Raw genomic sequence first — 15,284 nt, 5'->3', positions numbered from 1 at the left:
CGAGCCACTAGCGAGGCGTGGCTATTTCAAGGAGACGATCCGTTGTCCCGGCATCCCGTTCCAAGGCCGAATACTGTTCTCCACCGTGATGTGCAAGGGTGAGTGTCGTGGCGACACCGTTATTCTCAACGGCGCACTCGATGGGGGCCGTCGCTCCTTTGGCACTGCGGATGGCTCGTTGTAGCTGATCGATCGAAAAGGGTTTTCCGTTGACGGGAAGAAGTTTCATGCCTGACGCAAAGCCCGCCTTATCTGCGATACCGCCGATAAGCACTTCGGTGATGACGCCGTCCGGCCGCACTTTCATAGCGATCGAATATTCGAAATCTTTTTTGCCCGCAGGCGCCGTCCACGCATTCGGTGTGTCTCGGTAGACCAAACGATACCCACCTTGCGTAAAGCCTCCCAAGGGAGCCGCCGGAGTGAGTTCGTGGAGACGTTCTTTGAAAAAGGATGCCCAGTCGTGCGGATAAACCGTGTTCAGCGCGTTGACGAGGTTCTCGAAGGTGAAAGGAAGCGTATCGGGGCCAGTGTCAGTGCCGTTCCCGTAGAAAAGAGCCAAGAAGTCATCGAGAGATTTCTTACCTCCCGTTCCGCTGCGAATCGTGGTGTCGACTTCCAGCCAGATCAGCGCACCTTCACCGTAAAAATCGTAGCCGCCAGCTTTCGTAAGCGGAGCTGTCGGATGCCCAGAGGATCGGCGCCATCGTTGCCGTATCTTGAAGATCGCGCCAAGTTTTTCCAGGGCGGCGATCGAAATGAGCAGCCTTCTCACTCCACTGGTCGAGAAATTGTTGCTGCGTCCAGATGCCTGATCGAACCGCGACGACTCCGGCATCGCAGACCCATCGCACAGGCATCGTGAAAACATTAGCTTCTTACAATTTCAAAATGCATTCGGAGCGTTTGCTTTCGCGACAGCACCGCCACTTTGACGAATGCCATCGGTATCTGCCAACCGCATTTCCACACCCCATCCCCAATGCTGCTGGCCACCGGCGAAGTTATCGTCGATAGCCACGACAACTTGATTTGCACCCTTTTGCAGTGGCAAGTCGAACGATCCATTGGTAAGGGACAGGCGTCCGCCCGGCTCTTTGCTCGCGCCCTTGATGCCATAGAGATTCTTGCTCTGGAACGCCAGCTTGCCGTTCACGAAAACCCAGACTTCTCTCGTCCATCCAATCTCTACGTGCTTTATCTGGTCGCGGTCGGCGTTGATCGTGGTCTTCAACCAAATGCCGGTGATGGCCTGCCCGATCTGCGCATCGCCGTACCATCGCGTTAAATTGACCAAGCCACCCGGGTCGAGCGCGACGGGTTTCCACGACGCCGTCTGTTTTGGCAGAGACGAATAAATGGGATCGATGCCGGTATTTTCCTGAAGCGTGGCATCCATGCGGCTGGGCATGACGAACGGCTTCGAAGCAAGCCAATGGCGCACATATCGGGGATCGTCCTTTGCTGCGTCGCTGGACGCCATCGCAGGCAGACCATCAACGACATTGGGAGCGATGCTCAGGTGTGCATAGGATGCAGGTCCGTGCAATCTGATCGAGCCATCAGGGAAGCCGCCAACCAATGTTCCGACGGCCAGCGTTGGCACGTGCGCACCGTTGACGAAAACATTCATGCGTGCGCCGGAGAGCACCAGCTTTATGTGATTCCAACCATCGGTGTTGATGGGCGCGCGCGTTTGATACTGCCCATACAAGTCCCATTCGAACAAATGATGCGCCGTGGGCATGTACTGGATGCATTCCTCCGAGACAGCACAGTCCGCGCTTGGCCGAAAATACAATGCATCTGCTGCGTCATCGTGTTGACGAAAGGTGATGCCGGTAATTCGTTCTCCCACAAATTTTGTGTCGAACTCGATCGTGCCATTGCTGAAGTCAGTATTCTTCAGCTCTGCATAGCCCTTGTTGACGACAAGGATGGGCTGCTTGGCCTGATCATGTTGAAACGACACATCCCCCTTCGCTAGCCATTTTGCCGGCGTCATGGGGATGTCGGTTTGTTCAAATGCAAGGATCGGCTGCGAGAGCCCGACGATGGCGGCAAAAAATAGCGAGTTTCGTTGCCAATAGAATCCCGTTGCCCGGCTTGCGTACTTGGATAATGCAGACATGTGTTCTTCCTTTCGCCTGGCGCGGCATAAGGGAACACCGTATTCGCCCTGCCTCGTTCGCTCTACTGAAATGATCCGAAGTGGATCAACGATGTTTCAAAGCGGCGCCCTACGAGGCCGAACGCCGTGTTGAGCGGCCGCCGTCCCGATAAGCTTTGGATAGAAGGCGTGATGTCTCGGGCAGTCCCGCTTAAGGCCACGGTGATCTATATGCCCGTGTGCCGCTTGTACTGATCAATAGCTGTTGACGCCATCCGCTTGCGCCAGCTTATCCAGCCGACCGCAAGTGACAATGCCGCCGCGAGAAGTGGCGGCACAGCGTGTACGTACTCGCCGTGGATGATGACAGTCGCGAGAGCGGCAAGCATGACAGCGCAACCCAGCGCCGAACCCAACAGGCGAGTCGGTATCCGGAAAAGCAGCATGGCCGCGGTGAGTTCCAGCGATCCGGTTACAAAATGGAACCAGCGCGGATACCCCCATTTCAGGTATTCCTCGTAGATGGATCCCGGAGCAAAGATGTTGCTGAGTGAACCCACGACGAAGAAAGCAGCAAGAGCTAAAGGCAAGACTTGGCGCCAGGAGATTTTGGACATTTGTCTGACCATAGATGATGAGTTTGATGTCAGCGGAATGCGACTTTCGGAGCCGATTTCGAAAATCGCATTGACGGCGAATCTGCAGACCTACGCGGCAGCAGTGTTCTGGGCCGCCGCAAAAACATCGCGCGCGGACGTCGCGCCCGCGACGTGTTCCGTACCTTGAACCCCGAGATCCATTCCTCCAGCGTTGACGGCCTCATACATGGTCTCGGCGGGATCCGACTGACCCTTCGGAATGCCGAATTGCTCGAATACATCCGGCCAACCGGCCCGCGGGACGGCAACGGCTTTAACGTCGAGCTTCATCACTTCGCCTAATTGCGCCGCGACTTCATCGGCGCTCACCATTGAACCGAGTTCGATGATCCGATGCCCCGACCAAGCCGGTCCGCTCAGCAGCGCTGCGATCTCGGCGCCGATGTCATCGGTCGCGACCATGGTCGATTTCCGATTTGTCGGGTTGTAGAAGACGGGCAGCGTGCCGCCCTGAGCGACGTGCAAGCCGTAAAGGAAGTTTTCGAAAAACCCGCCGGCTCGCACATATGCGGTCGGCAATGTCAGGTCGCGAAAACCCCGCTCCATAAGCGACAGAGCCGTAATCAGCCCCATCCCGCTGGGCCTGTTCGCGCCCATCGACGAAAGCGCGACGACCCGTGGCACCGGCGCTTTGGTGAGCGCCTGGACATAGTTCGCGATGACGCCCTTGGCTTCCCTGAAATCCGGCGAGGGGGTCCAGATCGGCGGCAACATGACAAACGCGCCATCGACGTCCCTGAGCGCCTGCTCGATGGAGGCCGCGTCGTTCCAGTCACCGTCAACCAGTTCCACGCCTTGGTCAGTCCAGCTTGCCGCCTTCGCGCGGTCCCGAACCATCGCACGCACCTTCTTGCCTTGCGCCAGCAAATGCGTTGCCGTGGCGCCACCGACTTTTCCCGTAATTCCCATCACTAAAAACACGTGCCTTCTCCTTCATGAGTTCGATGGCTCACGGTACCTCGTGAGTTATTATTCGAATACGAGGCGCATTCGGAACGGGCCGTGTAGATGAACTTAACAATTGCTCGAACGCATCTGGATGGGCTGGTCATGTTTTTAACCGTGGCGGAGTACCGCGGCTTCCGTGCCGCGGCACGGCAGCTCGGAATCACGCCGTCCGCGGTCAGCCAGGCGATACGCAGCCTGGAGGAGCGGGTTGGCGCGCCCCTTTTCTCCCGTACGACACGAAGCGTCAGGCTGACCGAAGCGGGCGAACGCCTGCTTGCTCATGCGCGTCCGGCCGTCGACATGCTCACGGCGGGACTGGATGCTGCAAGTGGTTTGGGCGACGAGATTACCGGCCGACTGCGCATCAATGTGCCCAGGCCGATTTTGCCGCTGCTGGTGAATCGTTTGCTGCCCGACTTTCTCGACGCTCACCCAAACGTGGAACTCGAACTGATGGGCGAGGATCGTCCGATCGACATCGTCGAAGAAGGTTTCGATGCGGGGATACGCCTGGGAAATTTCGTCCAGATCGACATGGTCGCGGTGTGGTTGACGCCACCCGAGCGCTTTGTCGTCGTTGGCGCGCCGGCGTTGTTTCGGAAGCATGGCCGACCCGTGTCTCCGCACGATCTGCAGGACTTCCGTTGCATCCTGCTACGTCAGTCCGTGCGAGCCCTCGATCATTGGCAATTTGTCGTCGACGGTCAGCGCATCACGGTGGGCGTCGACGGGCCTCTCGTGATCAACGACATCGAGGCCTGCATTCACTCGGCACTGAGAGGGGTCGGGCTTTTCCAATTGCCGCATTCGCTCGTGATGTCGCATCTTGAAAGCGGAGATCTGCAGACCGTACTCGAACCTTATTGCGAAGAGGTTCCCGGTCTTTCTCTTTACTATCCAAGCCGAAGTCAGTCACTGCCGAAACTTCGCGCCTTTGTCGATTTCGCCACGCAGCGAATGCGCAGAGTGTTCAAATCAGGCGATTACTTGCCGACCCCCGTGTCCGAATCTGGCTAGTGCGAACTCATCAGTCGTCACGCTGCCTTCTTGTCATCGCTGTTCGATGGATTGGTCAGGATGGCGCTCGCGATAACGTTGAAGAGATGATCGGACCGCGGCGCGAACGCGGGTTGGCCGTCGAGCCAGCCGAGGGCCGACATCAGTGCGAACAGGTCGTCCCCATTCATATCAGCGCGCGCCGTTCCCTCAGCCTGAGCGCGGGCCAGTAGTCGCGCGCCCACTGCGTGCACCGTTGCGCATGAAACGTAAAGCGCGGAGTCCGGGTCCGCGTGGGCGCTCGCCATCAAGTCGGCAACGCCGCGATAGCTATGGACGAATGCCACCCCTTCGCGAAACCAGGACACGAGTGCTTCGCCAGGTGGCTTCGACGTTTCGAGTACGTCTGCTTTCTGCGCCAATGCGTCCAGATTCGTACACAACAACGCTTCGAACAACGCTTCTCGCGTCGGGAAATGACGAAGCAACGTGGCCAACCCGACCTCGGCGCGGCGGGCGATGTCTCGCATGGACGCATCGACACCATCCTCGCTGACGACGTCACGCGCGACGGCAAGTAGATGGCTGTAATTTTTTCTGGCGTCGGCGCGCATGGGTTGCCTTGACAAATGGATCACTGATCCATATATTTGGATCAGTGATCCAGATGCAACGAATCAGAATATGGATCGGTGATCCAAATATACAGCGCCCTTGCCCCCATGGGAACAGAGCCGCTGTCCGACGCGACAAAAGGTGAAAAGTCATGGGAAAGCTTGAAGGTAAGGTTGCAGTTATTACGGGCGGAACGAGCGGCATGGCGCTGGCGAGCGCCAAGCGGTTCGTCGAAGAAGGCGCCTACGTTTTCATCACGGGCCGGAGGCAGGAGGCGCTCGATGAGGCCGTCAAGCTGATCGGCCGGAACGTGACCGGCGTGCGTGGCGACGCGGCCAATCTCGACGACCTCGACCGCCTGTTCGATACGGTCAAGCGGGAAAAGGGCAAGATCGACGTCCTGTACGCGAGCGCCGGCAGCGGCGAAGCCGTCCCACTGGGCGAGATTACCGAGCAGCATTTCGATGCGACGTTCGATCTGAATACGCGCGGCACATTGTTTACGGTTCAGAAGGCGTTGCCGCTGTTCAACGACGGCGGATCGATCTTCATGACCGGCTCCGTTGCTTCGGTGAAAGGTTTTCCCGGTTACGGCGTGTATGCGGCGAGCAAGGCGGCGTTGCGCTCCTTCGCACGCACGTGGCTCAACGAACTGAAGGGCAGAAATATTCGAGTGAACGTGCTGAGCCCGGGGCCGATCGCCACGCCGATGCAGGACCAGGTTCTCACCGAGGAGGCGAAGCAGATGTTCGAATCCTTGATCCCGCGGGGAAAGATGGGGCGTCCTGAGGAAATCGCGACGGCCGCGCTGTTTCTTGCTTCGGATGATTCGAGCTTCGTCAATGGCGTGGATTTATCTGTCGACGGCGGCTTCTCGGCCATCTGAAGTCTCTCCAAAAAAACGTGTGGTTGCCGCCACTCCGGCAACCCACTTCAACACTCATTGGAACGACAACATGAGTTACGCAATCGTAGGTTTCGGCGCGGTCGGCCAGGCACTGGCCCGCATGTTCGCCCGCAAGGGCATCGAAGTGGCTGTAGCAAGCAGGCACCCGCCTGAAGAACTCGCGCCGCAGGCAAATGCGATCGGCCCGACGATCGTTCCCAAGACCTTGAAGGATGCGCTGGAGGCCGACATCGTGATGCTGGCTGTGCTGTACGACCAGCACCGAGAGGTCGCGAAGGCGCGGGCAAGCTGGGAGGGCAAGATCGTGATCGACGTGACGAACACGCTCGACGATTTGGGCGGCGTGCCGTCCTCTTCGGTCATAGCCCGATCGCTACCCGGCGCCCGATTGGTCAAAGCGTTCAACCACCTGCCCGCCCGCGTTCTCGCGGAAGACCCGGCCATCAACGGTGGACGGCGCGTTGTATTCCTGTCGAGCGACGATGAAGGCGCGACCGCAACGGTCGCCGCCTTGGTCGAGCAGCTCGGCTATGCGCCGGTCAATCTCGGCAAGATCGCGGAAGGCGGCCAACTCGTGCAGGCGCGGAATGGGATCTGGGGACCGCTGGTCTTCCAGGACCTGTTCAAGAAAGGGTAGTGATCGATGTACGGCCATGCGATGTCGAACGCGGGCTTTACGGCGCACATGGCCTGCGCGAACACGCGTCGGAAGGAGTTGTTGTGAGCCTCGGCACCCGTCGTCCACGCTCACCTGATGTCTTGCTCTTTTCGCCCATAATGGGACAGGGCAAAACCTTCTGGGGACGAGGTGTTGCATGCACGTCGACGCGACGGAAAACATCGATCGCTTCCAAGTTCGTTGGTTATTCGGATGTGTCGGCGATGCACTGAGGCAGCAAATCATCGCGTTCTGGTTGCAGGAAGGCGCGCTACCGCATGCGGATGAAGCGTGGCGACGCGCTTTCGAAGTCGCTTGCGTGCTGACAGAAGGCGAGCAGGAAGATCTCGCTGGCGTTTGCACAGTCGCGATATGCATGGATGGCAACGGCCGGTCTTACGGATTCGTGCGCATTTTCACTCGCGCAGACAGTCGCGTCTCACTACTGAGCACATGGCTTGATACAAAAAAACAAAAAATTTTCTGAGCAACCTGTCGAGTTCCGCATTCGCCACTCGTCGCCGTAATGAACAGACCGCGGCTACTGCATTCACACCACTAACATCCTGAAGCCTCCCGAACGGAGATTTCCCATGGCAAAGCTTGTGTTCGGATTGATGCAGTCCCTGGATGGCTATGTCGACCACCAGGAATTGGGGCCTCCTGCTCCGTCGAGCTTTCGCCACTTCATAGAGCACGTGCGAGAGCTGACGGGCCTGGTGTACGGGCGCCGCACGTACGAAATCATGCGTTATTGGGATGAGGACCAGCCTAATTGGGACACGATTGATCACGACTTTGCGGCGGCGTGGCGCAGCCAACCGAAGTGGGTCGTGTCGCGCTCGCTGAAGTCAGTCGGTCCGAACGCCACCCTTATCGCCAATGACATCGAGGCGGCGATACGGAGACTGAAGGCCGAGCACTCCGGGGAGATCGATGTCGCCGGCCCGGACCTGGCGCAAAGCCTGGCCGAACTTGGCCTCATCGATGAGTATCGACTCTACCTCCGCCCTATCGTGCTTGGCCGCGGCACACCATACTTCGCGGGCCCTCGGCCGCCGCTTCGTCTTGTGGCCAGCGATTTAATTGGCGAGGACATGATCAGGTTGACGTACGCGCCTGCATGATGGCGCAACACGCGCGGCGGAGGACGTTGCCACATAAAGTCCAAAACAAGGGTTGGGGTGCGCTATAGCTGCACCTTCATAAATCGATTAAGTGGTTGACGCTTTTCGCCGTGGTTTGGCGGCGACCTTGGCCGGCTTGCACGAAGTCGACCCAACAACACAGCGCGTTTGGCTTTGACTACAGCAATGATCGGTCAAATAACCCACGAGCTCGTTCATCGCTTCAATCACGGGTGTGTAGTAGATAAAGCGACCATCCTGCTGACTGGTCACGAGGCCTGCATGAGATAGCTCTTTAAGGTGAAACGAGAGCGTCGCATTGGCAAGCCCTAACTTTTCCGCGATTACGCTAGCCGCCAAACCCTCAGGCGCATGTTCGATCAACAACCGGTACACCGCCAATCGCGACTCTTGCGCGAGCGCTGAAAGGATCGTAATGGCTTGTTTGGTCTGCATGATGCCGATTGGACTGTTTGGATGAAAATTTGGGGAAGCGTGAGTGCAGTGTAGTAGCTTGTTTTGAAGGTGGATCAATCTGACGGATTGCCACCCGGTGTTTTGCCGATCGCTGCCAGCTGACTCGACAGCGCAAGCCGGTCCAGGGCAGTGACATTCAGGTTAAGCAGCAAGCTGATGCGCTGTTGCAAAAGATTGCGAGCCAACAGAAACGCCTTATAGACCTTCGCTTCGTCGCCTTCGGCCTTCGCCGGGTCGGGAATACTCCAGTGCGCGGTCACCGGCGCGCCCGGCCACGCCGGGCATGCCTCACCGGCCGCCTGATCGCAGACAGTAATCACAAAGTCCATGACGGGAGCATCAGGTGTGATGAACTCCCCCCAACTCTTGCTGCGCAACCCTTCGACGGGAAGGTCAACAGCTTTCAGCACCTGCAGCGTCTGCGGATAAATGAAACCCTTCGCTGCGCTCCCTGCGCTATAGCCTCGAAAACGATCTCGGCCAAAGTGATTCGTGATCGCCTCAGCGAGAATGCTGCGTGCTGAATTTCCCGTACAGACGAACAACACGTTGTACTGACCTTTCATCGCACACTCCACTCAGGCCGCTCGTGTTTCGTACCAGCCCTTAGTGGCTGTGACGATGCGGACCACCGAAAGCATCACGGGCACTTCAATCAGGACGCCTACGACGGTTGCCAATGCGGCACCGGAATGCACGCCGAATAACCCGACGGCGGTAGCGACGGCCAATTCAAAGAAGTTGCTTGCACCAATCAGCGCCGAAGGGGCCGCTACGCAGTGCGGCACCCGCAACATCCAATTGAGCACATACGCCAGACCAGCATTGAAATACACCTGGATCAGGATCGGTACGGCCAATATCGCGATCACGAGTGGTTGAGCAAGGATCTGCTGACCTTGAAAACCAAAGAGCACCACTAGTGTCAACAGCAATGCTGTCAGAGAGATGGGACCAAGGCGACTCAAAAGGTATTGAAGCGCCTGTTGACCGCCACGCGACATGACCATTTGACGCAACCCCACGCTGATCAGCACGGGCACGACGATATAGAGCACGACAGATAAAATCAGCGTATTCCACGGCACGACGATGGCGGAGATGCCTAGCAGCAAGCCAACTAGAGGCGCAAAGGCGACAACCATGATCGCGTCATTGACCGCCACTTGGCTCAGGGTGAAGTTGGGCTCGCCGTTGCATAGATTGCTCCAGACGAAAACCATCGCCGTGCATGGTGCAGCGGCCAACAGAATCAGCCCGGCGACATACGAATCAAGTTGAACGGTTGGCAGGTAATCGGCAAAAACATGTCGAATGAAAATCCAGCCCAATAGAGCCATCGAAAATGGCTTCACCGCCCAATTGATAAATAGCGTTACGCCGATGCCCTTCCATTGGCGGCGCACGTTTCCCATCGCAGCAAAGTCGATCTTCAACAGCATGGGAATGATCATGAGCCAGATCAGCACGGCAACGGGCAGATTGACCTGGGCGACCTGCATGTGACCGATGGTTTCGAAAGTGCCGGGCAATAGGTGACCAAGCAACGTCCCGGCCACGATGCACAACAGCACCCATAGGGTGAGATAGTGCTCAAAGAAACGGATTTTTGCTGGTTTTGACGGTGGGGACGGAGCCGTCTCGGTGGCCACCGTACTCATGTGAGGTCGTCCTCATCGTCACCAATCGTGCCGATGTGATCCAGCGCATGCTGCAGTTCGTCGCGCGTCATGGATTCGACTGGCAAGTTCAGCAACGCCATCAAGCGATAGGTAATGATCGTATGCGCGTGCTGAAACGCTTGGCTGATGACGACGGCATTGCCATGGACCGATGCGGGATCGGAGAGGCCCCAGTGCGAGCGCACGAAATCCCCGAAGAGGACAGGACATGGCTCTTTCGCGGCGCTGTCGCATACCGTGATCACGATATCGAGAGGCGGCGCCCCATCATCGACGAATCGATCCCAGGATTTGCTCGATAGGTTTTCCGTGGAGATACCCGCGCTGGCGAGTTCTTCCAGGGCATAGGGATTGACGCGCCCCGTGGGCTGACTACCCGCGCTGAAGGCCTCAAACCGCCCTTTACCGAGATGATTGAGGGTGGCTTCCGAGAGGATGCTGCGGGCGGAGTTGCCCGTACAGATGAAGAGAACGCGACAAGGATGCATGAGGCCATGGGTCCGAGGATGGGCTGTCGGGGTTGCTATTCGATATTTCCATAATGATAGAATCATCGAAGCGATGCAACTGGACTCAGGCTGCTCTATGTCTCTCCCCGATCTGCCACACGTGACCGCTGAACTGCTCGATAGTCCCAGTGCGGAGAAGCTCTCGTTGCCGACGGGTTCGAGTCATCCACTACGCATCTTGATCCTTTACGGATCATTGCGGCCTCAGTCGTTCAGCCGAAAACTGGCCCTCGAGGCCGAGCGCATTCTTCAACATTTCGGTGCGGAGACTCGTGTGTTCGATCCACACGAATTGCCTATGCTGGATAGCGTGCCAGCCAGTCATCCCAAAGTGCAGGAGCTGCGTGCGCTGTCGCTATGGTCGGAAGGTCAGGTCTGGGTAAGCCCCGAGCGTCACGGCTCCGTCACTGGCGTATTCAAAAACCAGATCGATTGGCTGCCGCTCGAAGAAGGCAGCGTTCGGCCGACTCAAGGACGCACGCTCGCTGTGATGCAGGTCAGTGGTGGTTCGCAATCCTTCAACGTGGTTAATGCGCTGCGTGTACTTGGCCGCTGGATGCGCATGGTGACTATCCCGAATCAGTCGTCGGTGGCCAAGGCTTGGCAGGAGTTCGACGAGAACGGCCGAATGAAACCTTCGCCGTTTTATGACCGCGTGGTAGATGTCATGGAAGAGCTGGTGAAGTTCACCCTGATGGTGCGCGATCGCAGCGACTATCTGGTCGATCGCTACAGCGAACGCAAGGGCCTTGCGGAAACCCGTGCGTTATCTGAGGCCGCCGCGGTCACCGAAGCGTTGGCAGTAACCCAGTCCGCGACACCACAAGAACAAGCCGTATCGGTTTCTTCCGGCAAAGCGCGCAGCTGTTGTGCTGCGGGTGGATGTTAACAACGGATACCAAAACAGGAGCCGGCGTGTACTTCCGCATGTCAATTTATTCGACGTGACAGGCACATGAACATCATTGGCCTTGAATGTTCAAACGGACTTCGTGTCAACCGCGAAACACATGCCGCGCTACTATTTTCCCCACGTCAAAAACATCACCATCGCGGCGATCGCCATCACTGCGGTGGCGATCCAACCCAATACCCAGAGCCAAGGTTCGAGGGTAAATTCGCCCATCACTTCCCGGCGTCTGCTCATAAGCATCACGATCACCATCATGGGTGCCGCTGCAACACCATTGATCACGGCGCTCCAGTACAGCGCCTTGATCGGATTGATGGGAGTGAGATTGAGAGCGATGCCAGCGATGCTCGCGAATATCAGAACGGCATAGAAAACCTTTGCCTGACGCGGCTTGTGTTCCAGCCCGTATTTTTCGCCGAGTACACCCGCAGCAGCATACGCAGTGGCGCCCGCCAAAACAGGAACGGCCAGCAAACCCGTTCCGACGATACCGGCCGCGAATAGCCAAAACACAAATCGGCCGGCGATGGGTTTTAATGCTTGAGCCGCATCGGAGGCGGACTGTATATCCGTTTTTCCGTGTGCATGTAAGGTAACCGCCGCAGTGAGGATGATGAAACCCGCAACAACGTTGGAAAAAATCATTCCCACAGTCGTATCGATGCCAATGCGCTCAAGCGCGTCCGGCCCTTGGGACGGAGCCCGTTTCAGCGCCCGCCGTGGTCCAGGCGCACGAATTTCTTCGACCTCTTGCGCGGCTTGCCAAACGAAAAGATACGGACTGATTGTCGTCCCCAGGACGGCAACGATCGCTACAGCGTATTTCGCATCGAACGTTGCCTTCGGAAAGACGACGCCTTTTAAAACGTCAGCCCAAGGCACGTGCACGACGAAAATAGTGCCGACATAAGCAAACAAGCTCAGCGTCATGACCTTCAGATAGGGTGAGTAACGCGAAAAGGGCACATAGACCTGCAGGCCCAGCGAGATGAGTGCAAACAACGCTGCGTACAACGTCGCGGGGCCGCCAACCAACAGCTCCGTTGCGGCGCCCATCGCGCCAATATCGGCGGCCAGATTGATGACGTTGGCAACCAGAATCGATGAGACCAGCGCGTACACCAGCCATCGGGGGTAATACTGGCGCATATTCTCCCCGAGGCCTTTGCCCGACGCGCAACCAATGCGCGCACTGATTGCCTGGATCGCAATCATCAACGGCATCGCCAGGATCAAGCTCCACGCGGTGGCGTAGCCGTATGCAGCGCCCACTTGCGAATAGGTGGCGATCCCGCTCGGATCATCGTCAGCAGCGCCCGTGACCAAGCCCGCACTGAGCTTCTGCCACAACGACCATCCGGGCTGCGCCGCGTTCTTTTTGGTCACTGAGTACCCTTCACGTCCGATATATCACCATCAGAGGTGGCGTCCAAATTGCGCGGACGTGCCGGTATCGGACTCGTCTCGATGACCGTGCGATTCAATCTGCGGCCGACGTGGGTCAAATGTCGGTGTTTTTCAAACCTTTTCCGCTCACTCAATAAGTCGTCTGAAACGGAAATCCTTTGCTCGATAGAAAAGCGGGAAGATCTTCCGGCACAACCATGACGAGGTTCCCGGTTGTTCCTTGTTCTACGTCTTCGCGAACCTGTGGAAATTGCATCTCGCCGAACTCTGCCTCGTATATCCCTGCGAGTTCGGAGAACTCGTGGCGCAAGCTGGCGGCGAAGCTAATACGTATCCCGGTCATGTCGATGTCCTGCGCGGTTTGCTGTGTTTAGCGGAGCGTATCGTTGGACCGCCATGCATTTATCGTGCGGCTTTGAGGTTGGGAATGCCCGGAGGCCGAGTAGTCGGAACGACAGCCTCACTCATAGGTGGCTTCTTAGGCGACACACGCCCCAGCGTGATGTTTTTGGCAGCGCGAACTTCACGGTTGGAGAATGTCCAGATTTCTCCCGATTCCGTAATGATGACCGTCCAATACAGATCCGACTCCGGACCATAGTCGATCAGGATATGTGCGAACCCCTCGCCTTTGGGCGTATTCATCGGCAACGGTGGATTTAATTGCAGCATGAAGAAGTTCCGTCAATGTGATCGAATTCAGCGCTCCATTCGCTCAATCAGGATGAGGGAAACGCACACGTCAGCGTGAAGGCTTGAGCCGCTGGCATATTCGCCCCGCCAGGTACGCTTGCGTTGGGCGCATATCGAACCATCACAGAGGTTCCGTCGCTTCCATCGAACAGGCCTGCCGTGAACGTATAGCCGTCGATTGTCGTCATACCGGGACTGACCTGGCAGTTGGATGCACCGGGCGATTTGCCGGCAAACTCCACAACGTAAGCATTCGGCGGATAACCGGTGGATCCCACGTAGGTAACGCTGCTAATCCAGCCATTGTTGTTGCTGATCGCCGCCGTACTGCTGATTGACGCTGTCTGCGTGCCCTGCAGCAATGCGGGCGAAGTGGTCGATGTTGTCTGGGTCGTCGTCGTCGTGGTTGTGGTGGTCGGAGTCGTGGCTGGAGCCGGTGCTGACGAAGCGACAGCGCATGTCAGAGTAAAGTCCGTCGCTGCACCGCCGACCGCACCTTCATTCGGTGACGACGGCGTAAATGAAACCACGAGGATGTTAGGCATGCTCACTGGATTGACCATCCGCGAGTTCAGACCCGACATCGCTGGCGTTACGTTGCAGGACGTTGCACCCGGAGCGGACCCGGTAAAGTTCACGACGTACGCAGTTTCACCGCCACTTGAACCTGCGCTGTTTTTTACAGTGACGGAACTTATCCAGCCGCTGTTATTGGTCACTGCGCCTGTTGCGCTGATATTGGCCGTTTGCGCACTTGACTGTGCATAGGCTACGGAGAAAACCACGGTACCGATCAGGCACAACGCTGACGATGCCATCGCTCTAGCTTTCATGGGTGCCTCCGCTCGTAGACGGGTAACTCAGACGAACACGCCGGCGAATCTGCTACCGGATGCGTGATTCGGGTGTGAGTCCAGAGTGAGCTAGCGCGGCACGAATGAAGCGAGGAATGAAAACGGTGTGAGTAGGAGATCGAAAAAAGGCGCCACGAATGCTTTTTAATGGAAAAACCTGGTGATTTTCCATGGTCATTGTCCTGTTCGGCCTTTATCGCCGATACAGTTTTCTCCGCCAAGCCAGCAGCACCCCGTACACACCCATTACAACGGATGAGTACATCTGACTATGTGAGAATTGCACAACGCGCGTTCTGCAATCTTCCGCCACCAAGTGCTTCCGTGCATTCGCTGATACCTGCGCGACACATGACTTGAGACGTCAGATAAATGGGACATTCTTGCGCATGTGAGCCACGGCGTTGTGCGCATGCAGACTTTCCTGATGTTCGAGGCGAACGTGGAAATCGGCGATGCTCTTGTCGGCGTCGAGCGCACGCTGGATGCGGCGCGCCGCGTCTTCGCAGAACATCAGGTTGCTGCCGTTGGCGAGCGCGAAAGCCTGCTCGTCTTCGCGTTTGACCGCCGTCTGCACCGGCGTACCCAGCGATTGCTCCACCGTGTCGAGCAACTGGATGAGGTTCAACGGCGCACCGTCGACAAAACGCACCAGCAGGCGCGCCACGCTGCGCTGAGCGTGCGGTGTTGCCACGATGCCTTTCTCGCTGCCCAACCACGCCAGCACGG

Annotated in this window: 21 protein-coding genes; 6 read left to right on the top strand and 15 right to left on the bottom strand. The window is 57.5% G+C overall.

Features of this window, described 5'->3' with window-relative positions; genetic code table 11:
* Positions 1-7: 7 nt before the first annotated feature.
* The 5 genes from EKH79_RS13995 to EKH79_RS13975 all read right to left on the bottom strand — a co-directional run bounded on the left by EKH79_RS13995 (position 8) and on the right by EKH79_RS13975 (position 3,690).
* Positions 8-562 carry a M61 metallopeptidase family protein gene (locus EKH79_RS13995; RefSeq protein ID WP_126674467.1) on the bottom strand — a complete coding sequence of 185 codons (555 nt, stop codon included), beginning with the start codon at positions 560-562 and terminating at the stop codon, positions 8-10.
* Positions 563-638: 76 nt separating this feature from the next.
* Positions 639-860, bottom strand: coding sequence for a M61 family metallopeptidase (locus tag EKH79_RS19205; RefSeq protein ID WP_126674466.1), 222 nt, complete (start codon positions 858-860; stop codon positions 639-641).
* A gap of 26 nt (positions 861-886) precedes the next feature.
* Entirely contained in the window at positions 887-2,131 is a 1,245-nt protein-coding gene (locus EKH79_RS13985; RefSeq protein WP_126674465.1) for a hypothetical protein, read from the bottom strand.
* A gap of 206 nt (positions 2,132-2,337) precedes the next feature.
* The gene (locus tag EKH79_RS13980; protein ID WP_126674464.1) at positions 2,338-2,727 is read right to left on the bottom strand and encodes a DoxX family protein; all 390 of its coding nucleotides are present in this window, start codon (positions 2,725-2,727) and stop codon (positions 2,338-2,340) included.
* 90 nt (positions 2,728-2,817) lie between these two features.
* Positions 2,818-3,690 (bottom strand): NmrA family NAD(P)-binding protein, encoded by an 873-nt coding sequence (locus tag EKH79_RS13975; protein ID WP_126674463.1) that lies wholly within the window; start codon positions 3,688-3,690, stop codon positions 2,818-2,820.
* Positions 3,691-3,819: 129 nt separating this feature from the next.
* On the opposite strand from EKH79_RS13975, the gene EKH79_RS13970 reads away from it, so the two are divergent.
* On the top strand, positions 3,820-4,734 hold the full coding sequence (locus EKH79_RS13970; protein ID WP_199754334.1) for a LysR family transcriptional regulator: 915 nt from the start codon (positions 3,820-3,822) through the stop codon (positions 4,732-4,734).
* Between the two features lie 17 nt (positions 4,735-4,751).
* Here EKH79_RS13970 and EKH79_RS13965 read toward each other — a convergent pair whose 3' ends face one another.
* Positions 4,752-5,327 carry a TetR/AcrR family transcriptional regulator gene (locus EKH79_RS13965; protein WP_126674462.1) on the bottom strand — a complete coding sequence of 192 codons (576 nt, stop codon included), beginning with the start codon at positions 5,325-5,327 and terminating at the stop codon, positions 4,752-4,754.
* Positions 5,328-5,479: 152 nt separating this feature from the next.
* Between EKH79_RS13965 and EKH79_RS13960 the strand changes: the two genes are divergently transcribed.
* From EKH79_RS13960 to EKH79_RS13945, 4 genes are all read left to right on the top strand, one after another.
* The gene (locus EKH79_RS13960; protein WP_126674461.1) at positions 5,480-6,214 is read left to right on the top strand and encodes an SDR family NAD(P)-dependent oxidoreductase; all 735 of its coding nucleotides are present in this window, start codon (positions 5,480-5,482) and stop codon (positions 6,212-6,214) included.
* Complete coding sequence (locus EKH79_RS13955) at positions 6,153-6,872, top strand: NADPH-dependent F420 reductase (RefSeq protein WP_325050614.1); 720 nt, start codon at positions 6,153-6,155, stop codon at positions 6,870-6,872. The genes EKH79_RS13960 and EKH79_RS13955 overlap by 62 nt, the downstream gene beginning before the upstream one ends.
* Positions 6,873-7,050: 178 nt before the next feature.
* A complete protein-coding gene (locus EKH79_RS13950) occupies positions 7,051-7,380 on the top strand; it encodes a hypothetical protein (protein ID WP_126674459.1) in 330 nt (109 codons plus the stop codon).
* Between the two features lie 106 nt (positions 7,381-7,486).
* Positions 7,487-8,020: a dihydrofolate reductase family protein gene (locus tag EKH79_RS13945; protein ID WP_126674458.1), complete on the top strand. Its 534-nt coding sequence runs from the start codon at positions 7,487-7,489 to the stop codon at positions 8,018-8,020.
* 87 nt (positions 8,021-8,107) lie between these two features.
* Here EKH79_RS13945 and EKH79_RS13940 read toward each other — a convergent pair whose 3' ends face one another.
* From EKH79_RS13940 to EKH79_RS13925, 4 genes are all read right to left on the bottom strand, one after another.
* Positions 8,108-8,476 (bottom strand): ArsR/SmtB family transcription factor, encoded by a 369-nt coding sequence (locus EKH79_RS13940; RefSeq protein ID WP_126674457.1) that lies wholly within the window; start codon positions 8,474-8,476, stop codon positions 8,108-8,110.
* A 74-nt stretch (positions 8,477-8,550) separates the two neighbouring features.
* Entirely contained in the window at positions 8,551-9,063 is a 513-nt protein-coding gene (locus EKH79_RS13935; RefSeq protein ID WP_126674456.1) for an arsenate reductase ArsC, read from the bottom strand.
* A 12-nt stretch (positions 9,064-9,075) separates the two neighbouring features.
* Entirely contained in the window at positions 9,076-10,158 is a 1,083-nt protein-coding gene (gene arsB / locus EKH79_RS13930; RefSeq protein WP_126674455.1) for an ACR3 family arsenite efflux transporter, read from the bottom strand.
* Positions 10,155-10,667, bottom strand: a complete 513-nt coding sequence (locus tag EKH79_RS13925; RefSeq protein ID WP_126674454.1) for an arsenate reductase ArsC — start codon at positions 10,665-10,667, stop codon at positions 10,155-10,157. Before EKH79_RS13925 ends, arsB begins: the two co-directional genes overlap by 4 nt.
* A 97-nt stretch (positions 10,668-10,764) precedes the next feature.
* Between EKH79_RS13925 and arsH the strand changes: the two genes are divergently transcribed.
* The gene (gene arsH, locus EKH79_RS13920; protein ID WP_126674453.1) at positions 10,765-11,577 is read left to right on the top strand and encodes an arsenical resistance protein ArsH; all 813 of its coding nucleotides are present in this window, start codon (positions 10,765-10,767) and stop codon (positions 11,575-11,577) included.
* 132 nt (positions 11,578-11,709) lie between these two features.
* Here the strand turns inward: arsH and EKH79_RS13915 are convergent, their stop codons facing one another.
* From EKH79_RS13915 to EKH79_RS13895, 5 genes are all read right to left on the bottom strand, one after another.
* Positions 11,710-12,987, bottom strand: coding sequence for an NRAMP family divalent metal transporter (locus EKH79_RS13915; protein WP_126674452.1), 1,278 nt, complete (start codon positions 12,985-12,987; stop codon positions 11,710-11,712).
* A gap of 151 nt (positions 12,988-13,138) precedes the next feature.
* The gene (locus tag EKH79_RS13910; RefSeq protein ID WP_126674451.1) at positions 13,139-13,351 is read right to left on the bottom strand and encodes a hypothetical protein; all 213 of its coding nucleotides are present in this window, start codon (positions 13,349-13,351) and stop codon (positions 13,139-13,141) included.
* A gap of 59 nt (positions 13,352-13,410) precedes the next feature.
* Complete coding sequence (locus tag EKH79_RS13905) at positions 13,411-13,680, bottom strand: hypothetical protein (protein WP_126674450.1); 270 nt, start codon at positions 13,678-13,680, stop codon at positions 13,411-13,413.
* 47 nt (positions 13,681-13,727) lie between these two features.
* Positions 13,728-14,534 (bottom strand): hypothetical protein, encoded by an 807-nt coding sequence (locus tag EKH79_RS13900; protein ID WP_126674449.1) that lies wholly within the window; start codon positions 14,532-14,534, stop codon positions 13,728-13,730.
* A 385-nt stretch (positions 14,535-14,919) separates the two neighbouring features.
* The coding region (locus EKH79_RS13895) for a GTP cyclohydrolase, FolE2/MptA family (RefSeq protein WP_199754333.1) at positions 14,920-15,284 on the bottom strand (365 nt) is incomplete at its 5' end.

It is taken from the genome of Dyella dinghuensis (genome assembly GCF_003977615.1).
Classification (GTDB): domain Bacteria; phylum Pseudomonadota; class Gammaproteobacteria; order Xanthomonadales; family Rhodanobacteraceae; genus Dyella_B; species Dyella_B dinghuensis.
Note: the sequence above shows the minus strand (reverse complement) of the source record. Positions and strands in the feature narration are given on the sequence as shown.